This is a genomic window from Spirosoma daeguense (genome assembly GCF_054776875.1).
In genome coordinates this window covers 59,799-77,675 of the sequence record NZ_BAAHBF010000005.1, presented here as the reverse complement: position 1 = coordinate 77,675, position 17,877 = coordinate 59,799, and the positions used below count along the sequence as shown (strand labels likewise).

The following is a 17,877-nucleotide window of genomic DNA, read 5'->3' as shown; positions in this document are numbered from 1 at the left end:
GTTTTCCGGTTTAATGGCATCATGGTATAACTTTTCCGATGTTTGTGTCGATAGATTAAGTTCGTCAACTGCATTTCCCTGTTTATTTGTTATCCATTTTATATGGCAGAATTGCTAAATCAAACCGTTCAATATAACGAAGATAGTATTCGTTCGCTCGATTGGCGCGAACACATTCGGCTGCGCCCGGGCATGTATATTGGTAAACTCGGCGATGGATCGGCCGCTGATGATGGTATTTATGTGCTGCTCAAAGAAACAATTGATAACTGTATCGATGAGCACGTTATGGGCCATGGTAAAGTAATTGATGTTCGAGTAACCGACCACCGGGTCGAAGTGCGTGATTTTGGGCGAGGTATTCCATTGGGAAAAGTAGTAGAAGTTGTTTCCAAAATTAATACAGGTGGCAAATACGATTCGGGAGCTTTCCAGAAATCGGTTGGTCTTAATGGGGTAGGTACTAAAGCCGTTAATGCGTTGTCGAGTTATTTTCGGGTTCAGTCGTTCCGCGAAGGACGTACCGTTTGGGCCGAATTTGAACGGGGCGAACTTAAGCAGCAGGGCGAAGAGATAACCAACGAACGGAATGGTACGTTGATTTGCTTTGAGCCCGATGATACCGTATTTAAAAACTTCCATTTCATTCCACAATATTTGGAAAACATGATCTGGAATTACTGTTATCTGAATGCTGGTTTAACCATTGCATTTAATAAACAGAAATATATTTCCCAGAACGGACTGCTTGACCTGCTTCGGAATAGGACGGACGAAGACTCACTACGTTACCCTATTATCCATCTGAAAGGAAACGATATCGAAATTGCTATTACGCACGGCAATCAGTATGGCGAAGAGTATTACTCGTTCGTAAATGGCCAAAATACAACCCAGCACGGCACACACCTCAATGCGCTTAAAGAAGCTATTGTTGAAACGGTACGTCGGCATTTTGACAAAAACTATGATACAACCGACATTCGGGCCAGTATTATAGCTGCCGTCAGTATTCGGGTGCAGGAGCCTGTGTTTGAGTCGCAAACCAAGACGAAATTAGGCTCGATCAATATGGCACCCGGCTCTGATAGTCAGTCAGTGCGCTCGTTTGTACTTGATTTTGTGAAAGAGCGCCTGGATAATTACCTGCATATGAACCCAGCCGTGCGCGATTCACTTAAAAAGCGGATTGAACAATCGGAACGGGAGCGTAAAGAACTTGCTGGTATCAAGAAGTTAGCTAATGATCGTGCCAAAAAAGCAAGTCTGCACAATAAAAAACTGCGCGACTGTCGCAACCATTTGCCAGATCCAAAGGCTGACGACCGGTATCTGTCAACGTTGTTTATTACAGAAGGAGATTCGGCCAGCGGTTCCATTACAAAATCACGTAACGTACAGCATCAGGCCGTATTCAGCCTTCGTGGTAAGCCACTTAACTGCTTTGGGTTGACCAAAAAGGTTGTTTATGAAAATGAAGAATTTAACCTGTTGCAGCACGCGCTCGATATTGAAGAAGGGCTGGAAGGGCTGCGTTACAACCGAATTGTAATTGCTACCGATGCCGATGTTGATGGAATGCACATTCGCCTGTTGATGTTGACGTTCTTCCTACAGTTTTTTCCGGATTTAGTACGTAACGGACATTTGTATATTCTGGAAACGCCCCTGTTTCGCGTCCGAAATCCGAAAAACCATAAGGAAACGAACTACTGCTATTCGGAAGAGGAAAAGCAGAAGGCCATCGACAAATTAACGAAAGGCGGTAAAAAAGTTGAAATAACCCGATTCAAAGGATTGGGCGAGATTTCACCCGAAGAATTTGGCCTCTTCATTGGTGAAAATATGCGGCTGGAACCCGTTATTATGGAAAAAGAGACGTCTGTGCCCAAACTGCTGAGTTATTATATGGGTAAGAACACCCCCGACCGTCAGCGGTTTATTATTGATAATCTACGTATCGAAAAAGACATGGACGAGCCTGCTCTCGTATAAATAGTACGTAACACCAATCGTCGTTGGTCGATAGTTATTCGTTGTTAGTGATTTTAGCCGTTATTTTGCAAAACCCACAGCTACCTGTAGCTAATAGACTATCGACTGACGATTTTTTTGATGACGCTCCAATCCCTTCGCAACGACATTGACTCCCTCGACGACCAACTTTTAACATTGCTGAATCAGCGAATGGAACTAGTACGTCGGGTAGGTGAGCTTAAACGTTCTACCAACGCCGTTATTTATCGCCCCGAGCGCGAAAAGCAAATTCTAGACCGACTGCACGAAAAAAACAGTGGTCTGATGAATCGGGCTGCTATTGAGGCTATTTTTCTGGAAATTTTTGCCGTTTCACGTAATCTGGAACTACCCGAACGGGTCGCGTATTTAGGCCCAGAAGGTAGCTTTACGCATCAGGCGGCCGAAAGCCGCTTTGGTGCGATGAGCTCTTACATGGCTTTGCCAACTATTCGATCAGTGTTCGAAAGTGTGGAGACTGGTCGGGTTCGATTTGGCGTAGTTCCTATCGAAAATAATCAGGAAGGTGTTGTCAGTGAAGCCATCGATCTATTGCTCGAAAAAGATCTTACTATTGCCGCCGAAGCACAGATTCCAGTTCATTTTACGTTTGCTACCAAGGCTGAAAACCTGGCCGACATTACGCACATTTACTCGAAAGATATTGCGTTTCGTCAGTGTAGTAAATTTCTGAATGATTCGTTCGACGGTTTAAATGCCGAGCTTGTTCCGGTAGAATCGACATCAAAGGCTGCAAAGATGGCAGCGCAAAATCCAAAGTCGGCCGCTGTGTGTTCTAGCATTGCTGCCAAGTTGTTCGACGTACCGGTGCTGTTCGATAATATTGAAGACAGTGACCTGAACCGGACCCGTTTCCTGATTCTAGCGAAAGATTTTGTAAACCAGCCTAGTGGACACGACAAAACAACCCTGATCGCCCGCCTTCCCAATACCGATCGCCCGGGCGTACTGGCCGAGTTTCTGCAGGAATTCAATGCCCGACGTATCAACTTAACCAAGATAGAAAGTCGCCCATTACGTGACGGTGCTACGTTCCGATACTGGTTTTTGTTAGAATGTGAAGGTCACTCCAGCGACCTCGATTTACAGGAGGTGCTGAACCATCATGCTGCTGAAGTGAAGCTGTTGGGAAGCTACGTTCGGGTGGCATAATAAAACCTTTAGGGTATTGACCGAACGAAACGTAAAGGAATTAAATCATAACCCTGTATGAGCAGCTTTTTTCTGATGCTCATACAGGGTTACATTGTTTATTAATATCAGTAATGGTAAATAAAATGTTTAATAGAATAATATAATGGTAGCAATTCCAACTAGGTATCTTCTTCAATAACTGGCACGGCATGAAATTCGTCTTCTGCAAATACCTTATTAAGGTTGACTGTAACTTGGTGGTCATACGTATCCCATTATTCACATCAATATCCTTATTACGGCGGCCAGAATGTAGTGAAAACATGGCTGGGGTTGTAACTTTTTTGGTTTGATAAGACTTATGTAACTATGGAAGCGAACGAAAAGACCGACAAAATTATAGAGGCCCGTATGAAGCTCAAACGACGGTTTGAGGAGAAGATGGCTCAAACTCCTTCCATGACCGATGGAAAACCGCGTGGTTCTGGTCCAATCAATCGACATGGAATGCCGGAAGTGCCCGTTGGGCAGACCGTCACCACGAAATGGCCAGTATTGGATCTGGGTTATCAACCGAATATTCCAATTGATAAGTGGCAACTTCAGATTGATGGCGAGGTCAATAATCCAATACGTCTTAAATGGGCCGATTTGCTGGCTTTACCACAGGTAGAAGACACCAGCGATTTTCACTGTGTTACTACGTGGTCGCGACTGAACGTACCTTGGGTTGGGGTTCGGTTTATGGACGTAGCAGCACTTGTTGATCCGAAAGGGACAGCTACGCACGTAATGTGCTACGGATATGATGGTTACTCAACCAACGTAGCACTCGAAGAAGCACTTAAGCCAGACGTACTGCTCGTGCATACAGCCGACGGCCAGCCACTGACGCGCGAGCATGGTGGTCCGCTGCGTATGATAACCCCACAATTGTATGCCTGGAAAGGATCTAAATGGATTAAGCGAATCGAGTTTCTTTCGAAAAACCAGTTAGGTTTCTGGGAGGAGCGAGGGTATTCGAACACAGCCTACCCTTGGCGGAATGACCGTTATTCCTGACGTAATGCGGGCTTGTTCGCTATCTTGCTGGCAATTTGACACTAAATAAAAAGCGGATATACCTCACAAAGTATATCCGCTTTTTATTTAGGAATCGTTCCGAAAGTAGAAACTACTTGGCGACTAGCTCCAGAAGTAGCTCAGGCTCATTAGTCGTGATATAATCAATATGCTGATCCAGAAACCATTGCAGATCCGAGCGAGAATTCACCGTCCAAGCATTTGTGGTCAGGTTTCGCTGCTTGGCTTCTGAAATCCAGGTTTCGTTTTTCTTCAGAACAGATAAATAATAATCGAAGCCGTTTAACTGATCGGCGGCCAATTCAGCGGGCGTTTTGTCGCCGTTCAGGTACGAAACTTTAGCCGTAGGGTCTAATTCTCTGACTTTCTTACATACATCGTAACTAAACGCAATGTATTCGACCCAAGCCTGTGCTTTTAAATCGTGAACTATAGACACTACACGTTCCGTTAAGGCCATTGAACGGCCCAGCTTCGACGTTTTGATTTCCAAAATCAGTTTGGTACGTGTCTGCTTCATGCCTTCTTTAAGATAGGCTTCTAGTGTCGGTAACGATTCGCCGTTTTTGAGTTTGATTTTACTCAATTCTTCTGCCGACGTTTTTTCGATGGAAATACCATCAATTGTAGGGTCGTGGTGAACGAATATGACCGAATCTGACGACATGTGTACATCAAACTCACTGCCCATGCAACCCAGCTTAACGGCGTTGTTCAATGAGGTTAATGAGTTTTCGGTCGTGTTACTTTGTTTCCAGGCCCCTCGGTGAGCAATTACCTGATTACGGATAAACGTATCATTTACAATCCGAAACGCGTCACGCCGAGAACCTGACGTATTTTGTGACTCAATCGTGATATCATACCACGGCTCCGACGATTTTGCTGCTTGCGGACTGATCGATAACTGATTGGCTTTATCTACATTAAACAGAGCCGCATTGGGACCCTGCACAACGTAGCGAGCCACAGGTTGTTTCGAGTGAAGGGTTCCAACTACGAGTTGCTTAGGCGAATACGTATAGTTGGTTAGGTAAAGCGTTTCCTGAGCAAACGCGTTTGTAATTCCCTGAAAGGCCATAAAAAGCAGCAGTACAAGGCTTAAACCTGTCTTTTTCATGATAAACGTTGGGGCACAATCTATTTATAAAAATAAATCAAAGTCTTTTACTGAGCGGTTAATGTAGAGATTTATTGGTTCGGTTTTTCTTCTTCCATAAACCCATAGCAGAGCATGTGGCATATTGTCATCTGCGCATCCTCAACCCGGCCGTAATGTTCATCCTGAATCACGATAACCTCCTGTGCGAGATCGGCTAACTGACCGCGTTTGCCGCCAACCAGTGCAATGGTAATCAGGCCATTTTCATTCGCCCATTTTACGGCTTTTACCAGATTCGGCGAATTGCCACTTACGCTCATTGTCAGTACCAAATCGCCGGGACGGGCATAGTTTTCTAATTGCCGAACAAACACATCGTCATAGGCATAATCGTTGCCCAAGGCAGTTATCCATGCTACGTTGTCGTTCAGTGATAGACAACGGAAACGCTTACCCAGTACGTCAGATGCGCCTTTGCCGAGGTCGGTGATGAAATGGGATGCGTTGGCTGCGCTACCACCATTACCGAATGTGAACAGTTGCCGGTCTTCTTCCCAGCATTTTTTCATTAGTTGAATAATATGTTCTACGCGGTCAATAGGAATCGTATCATACGTAGCTTTCTGGCGGTCAAGGTAGGTTTGGAAGTAAGCTTGATTCATAATTGAGGTATGTAATTATAGTGTTTACTACGTAGTGAAAAGTGTTCTATTGCTTTTAGAAGCTGTTTGACTTAAATTTTTGTGATAGAAAGCGATGGTTTTTTGTCAGCTTATAGCCTAATAAACCGGAGTTTAGCAGCGCTAAATGAGGATTTCTTAGGCTATAAGGTGGCAAAAAAGCGCGTTTTATGGCCGAAAAGATTAAGTCAAACGGCTTCTTAGGATACGTAGCTTATCAATCAATCGTAAACTAATTCAAGAGCGCCGACAGGTACGGCATCTTCGCCCAGTTTTGCCAGTAAAACCAATGGCGGATGGAAAGCTTTCATCACAAACCGAGGCAATACCTGACGAACAGCAGCACGAAGTGGCTCGCCAATTAATGATAAACCTCCTCCCAACACAATCGCATCGGGATGAAATAAATGTACTACGTGTGATAAGCCAAGAGCGAGTACCGAACCGATCTGTTCGATCAACATTCGGGCTGCCGGATCGCTGGCTTCGTAGGCAGGGTGAAGAAACCGGGCTTCTTTTCCAATGACTCCTTCCGCGTAACTTTGCTTTACGGCAATTTTCAATGCCGAATCGTCGGGAAGTTGCGGTAACAATTCCTGAATTTGCTTGTCAACAGCCCAGCCAGAAATCGTTTGTTCAATGGTCTGTCCTTCGGAATTGGCACTGGGTGGCACTAGCCATAAATGCCCAATTTCAGATTCGCCCGGTAAAGCACCATGATATAAGTGGCGGTCAACAACCATGCCTCCGCCTACACCACTGCCGAGCGTTACGTAGAAAACATGCTTGAATCCTGTTGCAACGCCCCGACGAGCTTCGCCAAGAGCTGCTACGTTGGCGTCGTTTTCTACCCGAACATGAGCCCCCGGCGCTTGTTGCTGAAGCCAGTTAACCATCTCGAACCCCGACCAGCCACCAATCTGATGCGACGTAGCAATACGGCCCGTTTGCCAATCGACAGGGCCGCCAAAACCAACACCAATTGCTTGCGGAGGTTCAGGTAATTGCTGAATGGTGGACGCAATCTGCGCTAAAATTCCATCGGCTCCCTGTTTCTGGTCAACAACGTAGCGGAATCGCTGCGTAATCTGACCCGTCATGTCGCCTGTTATCAATTGTAATTTTGTGCCACCAATTTCAATTCCAAGCTTCATGGAGTAAAGTAACTATAGATGGATGCCAGAAAAAAGAACGATCCCGAAAGATAACACAAAGGAAAAATAGCGTACAGAATTAATTTCCTCCGTTGGGCCGGCTCATGGTAGACCGGCCCAGATAAATTTCGTCGCCTTTCAGGTTGATTGTCGTATAAAACGAATATCCATTCTGAATATACCGTAGCATCACCTGACTTGCCTGATTTGGTTGGGCATAGGCTTTGGTTGCAGCTACCAGAATCTGATCACCATTAACAATTGCTCGAACAAAGGGCAGGTTGCGGGTTTTAATCTGATTGGCATTATACTTCAACCATGTTTTCCCTCCATCATACGAACATTCGGTTGCTTCGTTGAGGTACGTTTCCTTGCCGTTGAAGAGTTCGCCGTGGTGTTTGAACAGCCGCCAGAGTCCGTGAATATAATGTTCATAACAAGCATAGTTACGATCATTACCAAGACCTTGTATAGCCGGGTCAGTAGGAGAGGGCTGGTCGGGCGTTAGCGCATCGTGATCGTCCCAGAATAGGACTCCGTAGGCTCCAGTGAACCAGTAAAAAATGGCTGTTCCTTCGGCAACGGCAGGAGGGGCTGGGTGTTCAGCTTTCGCACTTTTCGGAAAATCGCCCTGCGTATTGAAGACCCATTGCCAGGCAATACGTTTCTTGGGCGACAGTTTCATGTTCACTTCCTGCTCGCCCAATACCGCAGCCAGCCAGTGCCGGTCACCGTTGCCCGTGTGTGGGAACGAATAATCGAATTCTGGGTAAAGAAAATACGTGCCGGGCATCTGAAAATCAGCATAATCGGCAAATGATTTTCCTACTATATCATCGGGCATACCGCGCTGGCGACTGGTCGACGTATGTTTAGCAGGCATATCGAACAGCCATCGCATTGTTGCTGTATAATCTTCGGCCCGTGAATAGCCAAAACTATTGTGCGCTACGGGATCGATGGAACCGATTTCGGTCTGAGGACTCACGTTATCCCTGATGGTTTTCATCATGAACGTATACAGATTCGTCTGTTCCTGTTTGTTGCTAATGGTATAGTTATCATTTTCGATATCCAGAAAGATAAAACCATACGTACTTTTCATACCACTAGGTGGGCAATCTCCAAAAGCGATACAGCCACCACTCATTTCAGATGTGGACTGATACAAGGTATTCCGATTGACGCGCGCACCGGGCTGGCTCGGCGGAGCTTTATACAACGTCTCACTGCCCTTATCGCTATTGAGCGCCCAATCAAGCCCAAATGAATCGGTAAAATAATTTCGATATACAATCCAGGCACGCTGACGTGGTTGAAGGGCGCTTTTCCAGCCTTTTGCCGGAAAACCATCTTTCCAGATTTCTACATTCGGAACCATCCGGCTTTGGTCAACAGCCGAAAATCCTCTTCGGAAAAGCTTTGTCCGATCCTGCTGAACGTGCAGATTTCGCCCGGCTCCACAGAACGTAATGGTTTTGGTTGGAGGCAACGTAAAATCGCCAACAACGTCGATATTGTAATAACCTTTACGTGTGCTGGGAGTAAAGCGCGACCGTGGCGTTGGCGTTAACGATGTTTGCGGAGGCATTGGCCCCTCCAGGTGAATAGCTACCGGGTCAGGAAGCGTATTGGGGAATAAATACCAGATGCCAAGACCGCCGAGGGCCGTCACGGCTAATATTATCGGAAGTTTCATCACAGCACGCAAGGGTAGAAAAATTTAGACGTAACGCAAATTGGAAGCCTGAGCGAGCATCGCCTACTTGGTTTGATGAGAGTTAATAAACAAATACAGGTAAGCAATCGACTTACCTGTATTAACGTAACAAACGTATCGTGAGGTATTTTCCTAATCGATATAACGCTTGGTAATGGGTTTATATGAGTCGATACGTCGGTCGCGGAAGTAAGGCCACGTAGTACGGTATTTGTCAGATAGAGCCAGATCAATAGTCTGAACATGAACGAGTTCCTGGCTGTGTGGAGCCAAATAGAGTAACGATCCAAACGGATTTGCAACAAATGAACCACCCCAGAACTGCTGATCGGCTTCACGACCAACCCGGTTCACCGACACTACGTGCACGCCGTTGGCAATGGCATGACTTCGCTGAATAGTTTGCCAGGCGTTATATTGCTCTTCGTTTTGCTTCGGATCAGGTTCGTTGGTATCCCAACCGATAGCGGTAGGATAAAAAAGAATCTCGGCACCCATCAAGGACGTAATACGAGCCGCTTCTGGATACCATTGATCCCAGCAGATTAGTACGCCAATACGGGCGAATTTCGTATCGAAAACTTTATAGCCGAGGTCGCCCGGTGTAAAGTAAAATTTCTCATAATAACCAGGATCGTCGGGAATGTGCATTTTCCTGTATTTTCCCAGATACGTACCGTCGGCATCGAGTACGGCCGTGGTGTTGTGATATAGTCCTTGCGCCCGTTTCTCGAACAGAGATGCAATAATGACAACACCCAACTCGCCCGCCAGTTGACCAAGCCGCTCAGTAGTAGGGCCAGGAATGGCTTCGGCCAGACTGAAATTGTGATGGTCTTCAACGTCGCAGAAGTAGAGCGAGGTAAACAACTCCTGTAAGCAAACAATCTGAGCACCTTTCTGGGCTGCTTCGCGAATGCCATTTATTGCTTTCTGAATATTAGCTTCGACATCTGCCGAGCAGCTCATTTGTACTAAACCGATATTTACGTTCTTAGACATAGGGCAAAAATAAGGCGTTCTATCCGAACGCTCCGTATTATCAACAAAAAGGTAATAGGTAGGGTTCGAAGGGGAACGGGTTGATGAGTGGTGAATGGACGAAAACTAGCTGAAAAAAAAGTGCTCTACTTATGACGGCAATTTGAAGATTGCCAGAAGAATAATATAGAATTCATTCTAGGCTCCGAAACATTTGCTAGAAAGACAAAATTCGTTCGTTAGGAATGTGATACTACGTACTTATGTAAATTTGAGAGAGTGATTAGCCCAAATTAGTGTATTAACTCCTAATAAATATCATTATGAAAATCAAGCACCTATTCGTTTTATTAATTCTTGGCACATCGGTTTCAACATTTGCTCAACGGAAATCCGAAACTAAAGCGGATGTTGTCGAAAAAGGATTGATTAAAGTATCTGTTATGTATCCGTATGCAGAAGGCAAAACGTTCGATATGGATTATTATGAAAAAAACCATATGCCATACGTAGCAGGTTTGCTAGGAACTAATCTGGTACGTTATACCATAGAAAAAGGAATTGCAAATGGAATGCCTAACGCTCCATTACCTTTTGTGGCAATTGGTAGTTTTTATGTTAAAAGTTTGACTGATTATCAGACCGCTATCACCCCAAATAGAGATGCGATACGGGCAGATATTCTAAAGTATACCAACATCAGTCCGACTATACTGGTTAGTGAAGTGATGAAGTGATTTTTTGGATTTTATCAACTACTGGGCAACTTTCCCGTCGACAGAAAAATAGTTTAGAAGTATACAACCTAACGAAGTAACGTATCGAATTGAATTAACTCGTTAGCAATCAATTAGTTTTATTCTAATATATTGATTGGGGACGTGCCAATCAATCCGTTCTACTGCTTAATCATTCAGGATATGACAACACGAAGAACTTTTCTTCAGACTACAGCACTTACAGGAGCTGCTGCCACGATTTTACCCAATTCACTTTGGGCATCTACCAAACCCGCGAAAGACCGGCTCGGAGTAGCATTGGTTGGGCTAGGTTATTACAGTACTGATCTGTTGGCACCTGCGCTTCAAAAAACGAAGAATTGTTATCTGGCTGGTATTGTGACCGGCACCCCGGAAAAAGCCGAAAAATGGAAGAAACAGTATAACATTCCAGATAAGAATATTTACACATACCAAACCTTCGACCAGATTGCCAATAATCCTGATATTGACGTAATCTACGTTGTGCTACCGCCGTCGATGCATGAAGAATACGTAGTAAGAGCCGCAAAAACGGGTAAACACGTCTGGTGCGAAAAACCAATGGCCGTTACAGCTAAAGAGTGTCAGAATATGATTGATGCCTGTGCCAAAAACAAAGTATCGCTGGCAATCGGTTATCGACTGCAACATGAACCGAATACGCAGGCGTGGATGAAAGGGCTTCGAGATGGGAAAATCGGTAAAATTCAGATGGTTAACTGTTCGGCGGCTTATTTCGACAACCGGACTAATCACTGGAAGCAAAAAAAAGAAATGGGAGGGGGAGTCATGTATGACATGGGCGTATATGCCATACAAGGCGCACGACTGGCTACGGGCGAAGAGCCAATTTCTGTAACTGCCCAACTGTACACAAATCGGCCGGAAATCTATAAAAATGGTTTGGAAGAAACGGGTATGGCTCAGTTGATTTTTCCGAGTGGAGCACGGGCCGCTATCCAGACCAGCTTTGGCATGAATATGAATTTTTTGGACGTAGTAGGAGCCAAGGGCACGCTACGTGTGGAACCCTATTCAGGTTATAACGGCCAGAAAGGTCGCTGGAGTAATGGCGGAATTATTGAACATCCGTATGACGTACCGAATCAGCAGGCTATGCAGATGGATGACGATGCCGCAGCCATTATGAACAAAAAACCGATGCTGGTTCCGGGCGAAGAAGGATTACGTGATATAAAAATCGTAGAAGCAATTCATGCAGCCGCCAAATCCGGGAAAGAAGTAAAAATAGTTTGATAGAGTATGTTTTAACTCTAAAATTTTATCGTTTAAATATTGAGCGTAATCGGCTGAATTATGGCTATTTAAACATGATGGTATTTTATATGTAAGCTATGTTGTTTTAGTTGTATTATATAAAGTCGGGCAACTCATTTGGTGAGCCGCCCGACTTTTGTTTATTTCGCTTGTCAACCCCGTCTGCTTATGCAACCCGCCGATTTTGCCCAACTTCCCGCCAATCAACAACTCGATACGTTATACTTTGCTGGCGATATACTTGCCAATCGCTATGAGGGCGAAAACATTTTTCTGCTCTATAACCTCCGTGATTTCTACGTTGAGCTTCGTTACGATGCATTTAATAGCCAACTGCATCAGGTTTCGGCTTTTCGGGATACAGATAAACTTGAGCCTTACCTCCCATATCTGGTTAATTAATCGCTGTATTAAGTGATCTTGTGTCGTCAGATAACCAGATTCTGTCGCAGATAACTTAGTCGCTACGTTCGAATAGCTCTTTTAAAGGCGTAATTTTTGGCGTACCTGCCTCAACCAGATTGCCCGTCCTTCACAATTCCAGTGAGTATCACTTATCATGTATGGCGATGAGGGTGCGTTTTTGAATGCGCTATACGTATCAATGTAGGGTACTTTTAGCCGTGAATTGGCCTGAATTCGCTCAATCAGGTGGTTGTAATTTCCCCGGTTAGGTTCGAGAATGCTGGTCTTATTGGGAATCAACGAAATATATACCTCATCGAAACCGAGCTGCCTATACCGGTCTGCTACGGCGTTTGCACTATCGACAAGAGTGTTAACTTCCTGATCAGTAAGTGGCGAAAACGATGAATTTAAGAGTTTGGTTGTGTCGGTGTCCAGATTTAGGAACACATGTTGCTGATCAGTCGATAACGTAACACTACCATTATCGCGTCCAAACCAGTTTAAAGTCATCAGCGCTTTCAGTTCTTTGAACCAGAAGGCCCAATTATGACTGAACAACGTTGATTCCAGCCGTTCTTCTACGTCGCTCCGGTGAAATTCATTACTGATACGTTGACGTAGTGGAAGTTGGGGTTTGGGATTTTGAGTCGTATCATTCTGAACAGCGAGCTCAGTGATAGGACGGGCAAAGTGCTCTCTAAAATGCCGTTCTACCGATTCAATTAATAAGATGTTACGTTTAGTAGAGTTGAGTTGCGCTCGTTGTTGAAAGTCCCAGGCAACACGCTGATAATGACTTACTCGAAAATCATTTTTACCAAGACGTTGGGGCTCAGTAAAACTATCACCAATAATATATAACTGTGTCGATGCTGTATCACTCGACCGATTTTCTGATGAACAATTGGTTGGAGCCTGTTTAAATTGGGGCAGGGGTGATAACCGATATAGATCACCAAATCGATAGTCATCAGCAATTATTCCCGCATCATAAAGCCAGTGCGACACTGTGCTTGATATACCGCCTGCCCAAAGAATCAGCGCAAGGGCCAGAACAACATAACGTAGTATTGACATATTTTTAATGATAGTAACTGCTTTGAGCATTTACTAAATAGTTCTTGCACACAGTTACTACTTTACCTTATTCGAATTCGAAATAATAAAACAGCCTGCTGTGCACCACTCAGAATATATAACTCGTTGGTACGTTCATCGAATTGTAACGCAACCGGAAAATCGCTGGGAATAGGGCGATCACCAATAATTCGTCCCTCCAGATCATATAACGTAGTGAAACCACCTGATTTAACGCTAATTATTTCGACACCTGCACCAAGCCGATGATAACGCACGTTATTTCGGCCAGATTGTAAGGCTCGCACATCGAATCGACGCTGTCCTTGCTGATCCAGAATGGTTGCTTCCGTATCGGTAGTACGTATCAACAACCAGTTGGTTTGGTCTTCGTCAGGAAATAATCGGAAATAGCCTCTGCGAACCGGTCGATACAGTTGCGTTCGCTTTGCAACCAGCCCGTTCATATTTATTGTGAGTAACTGACCTTCATCGGCAATCGTCTGGATAAACGTACTTCCCGGGGGCAATAACGCTGGTCCTTTAAATTGAATTTCCGGTTCATCTTCGTTCTGCCGCTCAATTCGACTCGGAAAATGCGGATACTGCGAACCATTTTCGCGCCAGTAATTTAACGTACCATTCACCTGAATCATCAATACGTCCATGCCTGTTTCGGTCGGAATTACCTGAAACGGAAGCTGTGGAGCGCCTTTATGTGGAGCAGACATAATCCGAACGAAGGTGCGTCGCTGACGGTCAAGTGCGTAAATGTGGCCATCCTGATGAGCTGCTAATGCCACAAAGTTCCGCTGATGACTACCTCGCGGGCGAGCCAGATAAGAAGCATCTATACCAGCCGGTAATGGAATAGATTGTAGCGTTACAGTTTTTGAAATACGAACCGGATCGGCAATATAAAGGGTTCTGTCGGTCATGAACAGATATTGTAAGCGACCGTTATTCAGAAAATCGACTCCTACCGCATTGCTACGTATCGGACCGTCGATATTGCTCTGCACGATTTTATCGCCCCTTGGTGTTACTAATACAAACTGTCCGGCGTTATTTTGTGCATAAAACTGCGCTGAACTATCGCTAAGGTTACCAGCTACAATTGGTGCAGAAACCAGCGGTGCGTTAAACTCCGTTTTCTTTTGCAACAGTAACTTGTTTCGCACCATTTGGCTTGCCCGTCGCGTAGTACGCCCTAAAACAACGGTTGATTGGATATTTTCGTTGCCGTAACTGGCCTGATAGGCCATATTTTCCAGATTGGCCAGTGCAGTTGTACCTGTAATCGGATCAATTTTATCGAGGAGGTTCTGCCAGGCGAGGGGCCAGGTTGGAGGCACGGTAGTCTGTGCCCGATTCAAGCGAACAAATGCCGTGAAGTTAGCCGGACGTAGCGTCGTTTTTAGAAACTCGGCTTGCCGCTGGTCAGTAGTCCAGATAGCTCCCCGTTGAATTTGCTGCAGGTAATCCTGAAGGGCTTCCTCACTATTTGCGACAATAAGCGACGTACCGTGTTGAGTGATCCAGCTTTGTGAAAAGCCCAGAAATAAACTGCTAAAGAGTGAGGCTGGTAATTCTGATACGTTGAGTTGCAGTAGCTTATGACCTAGATACGTTTTGGGCGGGCCAGTTGTTCGGGCACCTGCGCTATAGGCGGCCTGTTGGTAGGAGTTGGCGAGTTGCTTACCATTAGTAGCGGTTAGAATCAGTATCTGACGTAGTGTTCCCGTTGGCGACTCCATCCGACACAGTAGTAAATCGCTCCCCAATGACTCGTAAAGCGAAGTTGTTACGGGTTCAATCTGACTGAATCGGTCACGTAGAAAATCGCTGGAAGCTGAACCTAGCAAATTGCTTAACGACTTCCCAAATCGAGCCGCATCGCTTACACTAATATGATATAACGTAGCGGTTGTTTGCGGAATAAGATGCGGATATTGAATCCGCTGCGGATTTTGGTTGGCAAAAAGCGCTGCTACGTCGCGTCTTGCACCAATTTCATCGACCGAATACCCGATCAGATGGGTGCGGGCAGCGGACTGACGAAATTGCAGGGTCAGTTGTTCGGGAAGGAATAAACGAACCAACGAACCTACATTGTTAAAAAGCGATTGCAATACCTCTGGACGTACCGACATCCCAGCTAGAAGCTGCGCATCGACCCGAAAATCGGGTCCATTCACAACCGGGTCATTTTTACTTTCATCAAGCTTCAATGACTGGTGCATCCGCTTTGCTACGTTCTCAATCAGAATTCCTGATACACTGCCTATCAGAAAATTGTCGGTAAGAATGAAAGAGCCAATGGGTTCATTGTCGCGCGAAACAAGGTCAAGAATTTTTTCGCCCGAAAAGGTATGATTTAGAACTCGAAATTGCCGAGGATCAGGGTTGGTTACCCTGTTCAGAAAAACCTGATCGTTGTTGGTGACCGGAATGTAGAAAATAAAATCAAACCTTGATTTAGATATCGGATGTAGCGAATACCGGATATTTCGCCCCGAAACGAATTTCAGAACCGTGGCCGTATCAGAGGTTGCATATAAAAAACGGTCAAGTCGCTGTCGTGCTTCATCGAAAACAGGTACCTGACGTACTGCCATCTGTGTTCGTAAAACGCGCGCTGGAATTGTATCCTGTAACCGATCGCTGGCTAACACCATCAACGCGCCGGGCGGTATGAATGAACTAACAGTTTGTTTTGCCGGAAACAACAGCCGATATCCAAACCAGCCACCAATTACCAGCACTGCTGCTGCAATACCAAGCCAGAAACGTTTTGTCATGTAATCGCTATGGTGTTTTACTGGGTTAAAAAGTTGTAGGGTTATAGGGTTGTAAAGTTATAGGATAGAGTGCTTCAAAAAACCTCTATATAACTTTACAACCCTATAACCCTACAACTTTTTATCTTTCCTTATTTGCCCCACATGGCATTGGCCGTTTCAGGGAAGGGCATCGTTACTTCTGGGACGTTTGCCGCTACCCGGTTTGCCCATTCAACACCCTGCATAAGAGAGTGATCCTGATTGCTAACCTCATATTTCCAGGCACCGAAACGACCACGTGAATAAATTCCAAAAGGCTCCAGCTTTGGTAAGACAGCTTTCAGAATACCATCACGTTCAACCGATGGCGTAGGATAGCCGTAATCGAAAGCCATATGGAATGTAGATACTACGTCGTCGGCCGATTCAATAAGCTGATCTTCGATAAGCGCACGTATCGTGTCATCAATCAGCGTTTCGCGGTTAACGGGTTTGGCTGCCGATTCGCTGGTTTCGGTCATTAGCGACCAATGCTGATCAATATCAGGAACGTTATTTGGGCTGTAGTTCGAGAATACAGTTACGCGATAGTAGGGGCTATTGTATTCTGGAAAATACATCCAGCACATGGTTTTCAGGCTTTCCTTCGGTTTTCCTTTCAAACCAATACCCACTACGTTGGTTGAGGAGTGTTTGAGCCCCTGTGCTTTCTGAACAATTTCGGAGTCTAGCCCTTCTACCCGTTGTGTAAACAGATCGAGTGGCATCGTGCTCATCAAATAATCATACTGTATTTCTTCGCTGTCGGCCAGAACAATTTTCTTTTCCGGGCCGATCACTTTCTCTACAGATGCATTCAATTTGATATAATCGCGACCAACCAGATTCCCAACGGCCTCCCAGATTCCACCAGTACCACCTTGTTTCGGGAACTGGAACGTACTATTTGGCCCCCAGGAGAAATCGTCCTGATCAAAGATGATATTTTTTGTAACGCGTTGTAAATCAGTTACAGCAACCCGTTCGCCAACCCAAACCGCGTTCATATCCTCTGGTGGATACGCCCACACTTTGAAGTTGTAAGGAAACATAAACGTTTCGGCCAGACCTGGTCCAAACGTAGCCAGAATCCACTCGCGGAAATTGGCTGGTTTTGTATTTGAAGGAAATTTGTAGTTGTGAATAATACCCTCAAGGCACTTCCACATTGTTTCTGGACTCAGGTATTTAATATTGTTCTGAAACGGATACGGCACAAACCGATTCTCAATCCATACCCAAGATTCGCGCTGGTGACTAAGCCATCCATCCTGACCTAATGCTTTGAGCATCAGATCGTCGAAGTATTTATAGTGAGAAAACTGTACGTGTCCGCCAACGTCCCAGGTAAATCCCTGTTCATCAACAAAACTTTTCGACAAACCACCAATTCTATTTTCCCGTTCCAGAACAATGAAATCGGTGATGCCTAATTCTTTCAGGCGGTAAGCTGCTCCCAAGCCGGTTGGCCCTGAGCCAATAATGACATATTTATATTTCATAATTGAGTTGGGTCAGGTTGATAGGTTTTAGGGTTATAAAGTTGTATGGTTCTAACGTTATAGAGTCGCCAATTTTGCCAATACAACTCTATAACGTTTCAACTCTATAACTTTATAACCCTAAACTTTACAACTACC

General features: G+C 45.0%; 14 protein-coding genes. 6 read left to right on the top strand and 8 right to left on the bottom strand.

The window, feature by feature from the left end; all coding sequences use genetic code 11:
* Positions 1–102 precede the first annotated feature (102 nt).
* The 3 genes from ACYVD4_RS16755 to ACYVD4_RS16745 all read left to right on the top strand — a co-directional run bounded on the left by ACYVD4_RS16755 (position 103) and on the right by ACYVD4_RS16745 (position 4,233).
* The gene (locus ACYVD4_RS16755; protein WP_460947710.1) at positions 103–1,995 is read left to right on the top strand and encodes a DNA topoisomerase IV subunit B; all 1,893 of its coding nucleotides are present in this window, start codon (positions 103–105) and stop codon (positions 1,993–1,995) included.
* A 120-nt stretch (positions 1,996–2,115) separates the two neighbouring features.
* On the top strand, positions 2,116–3,189 hold the full coding sequence (gene pheA / locus ACYVD4_RS16750; RefSeq protein ID WP_460947708.1) for a prephenate dehydratase: 1,074 nt from the start codon (positions 2,116–2,118) through the stop codon (positions 3,187–3,189).
* Positions 3,190–3,540: 351 nt separating this feature from the next.
* Positions 3,541–4,233, top strand: coding sequence for a sulfite oxidase-like oxidoreductase (locus tag ACYVD4_RS16745; RefSeq protein WP_460947706.1), 693 nt, complete (start codon positions 3,541–3,543; stop codon positions 4,231–4,233).
* Positions 4,234–4,345: 112 nt separating this feature from the next.
* Here the strand turns inward: ACYVD4_RS16745 and ACYVD4_RS16740 are convergent, their stop codons facing one another.
* The 5 genes from ACYVD4_RS16740 to ACYVD4_RS16720 form a co-directional block, all read right to left on the bottom strand.
* On the bottom strand, positions 4,346–5,374 hold the full coding sequence (locus tag ACYVD4_RS16740) for a glycerophosphodiester phosphodiesterase (protein WP_460947704.1): 1,029 nt from the start codon (positions 5,372–5,374) through the stop codon (positions 4,346–4,348).
* A 71-nt stretch (positions 5,375–5,445) separates the two neighbouring features.
* Positions 5,446–6,018 carry a D-sedoheptulose-7-phosphate isomerase gene (locus tag ACYVD4_RS16735; protein WP_460947702.1) on the bottom strand — a complete coding sequence of 191 codons (573 nt, stop codon included), beginning with the start codon at positions 6,016–6,018 and terminating at the stop codon, positions 5,446–5,448.
* A 239-nt stretch (positions 6,019–6,257) separates the two neighbouring features.
* Entirely contained in the window at positions 6,258–7,190 is a 933-nt protein-coding gene (locus ACYVD4_RS16730) for an ROK family protein (RefSeq protein WP_460947700.1), read from the bottom strand.
* A gap of 79 nt (positions 7,191–7,269) precedes the next feature.
* Positions 7,270–8,889 (bottom strand): hypothetical protein, encoded by a 1,620-nt coding sequence (locus ACYVD4_RS16725; protein ID WP_460947698.1) that lies wholly within the window; start codon positions 8,887–8,889, stop codon positions 7,270–7,272.
* 153 nt (positions 8,890–9,042) lie between these two features.
* Positions 9,043–9,912, bottom strand: a complete 870-nt coding sequence (locus ACYVD4_RS16720; protein ID WP_460947696.1) for a carbon-nitrogen hydrolase — start codon at positions 9,910–9,912, stop codon at positions 9,043–9,045.
* Between the two features lie 302 nt (positions 9,913–10,214).
* On the opposite strand from ACYVD4_RS16720, the gene ACYVD4_RS16715 reads away from it, so the two are divergent.
* The 3 genes from ACYVD4_RS16715 to ACYVD4_RS16705 all read left to right on the top strand — a co-directional run bounded on the left by ACYVD4_RS16715 (position 10,215) and on the right by ACYVD4_RS16705 (position 12,332).
* Positions 10,215–10,628, top strand: coding sequence for an EthD family reductase (locus tag ACYVD4_RS16715; protein WP_460947694.1), 414 nt, complete (start codon positions 10,215–10,217; stop codon positions 10,626–10,628).
* 183 nt (positions 10,629–10,811) lie between these two features.
* Positions 10,812–11,909 (top strand): Gfo/Idh/MocA family protein, encoded by a 1,098-nt coding sequence (locus ACYVD4_RS16710; protein ID WP_460947692.1) that lies wholly within the window; start codon positions 10,812–10,814, stop codon positions 11,907–11,909.
* A 189-nt stretch (positions 11,910–12,098) separates the two neighbouring features.
* A complete protein-coding gene (locus ACYVD4_RS16705) occupies positions 12,099–12,332 on the top strand; it encodes a hypothetical protein (RefSeq protein ID WP_460947690.1) in 234 nt (77 codons plus the stop codon).
* Positions 12,333–12,413: 81 nt separating this feature from the next.
* Here the strand turns inward: ACYVD4_RS16705 and ACYVD4_RS16700 are convergent, their stop codons facing one another.
* The 3 genes from ACYVD4_RS16700 to ACYVD4_RS16690 form a co-directional block, all read right to left on the bottom strand.
* The gene (locus ACYVD4_RS16700) at positions 12,414–13,445 is read right to left on the bottom strand and encodes a hypothetical protein (protein ID WP_460947688.1); all 1,032 of its coding nucleotides are present in this window, start codon (positions 13,443–13,445) and stop codon (positions 12,414–12,416) included.
* Between the two features lie 32 nt (positions 13,446–13,477).
* Positions 13,478–16,216 carry a hypothetical protein gene (locus ACYVD4_RS16695; protein WP_460947686.1) on the bottom strand — a complete coding sequence of 913 codons (2,739 nt, stop codon included), beginning with the start codon at positions 16,214–16,216 and terminating at the stop codon, positions 13,478–13,480.
* 131 nt (positions 16,217–16,347) lie between these two features.
* Complete coding sequence (locus ACYVD4_RS16690; protein WP_460947684.1) at positions 16,348–17,739, bottom strand: protoporphyrinogen/coproporphyrinogen oxidase; 1,392 nt, start codon at positions 17,737–17,739, stop codon at positions 16,348–16,350.
* Between the last annotated feature and the right edge of the window lie 138 nt (positions 17,740–17,877).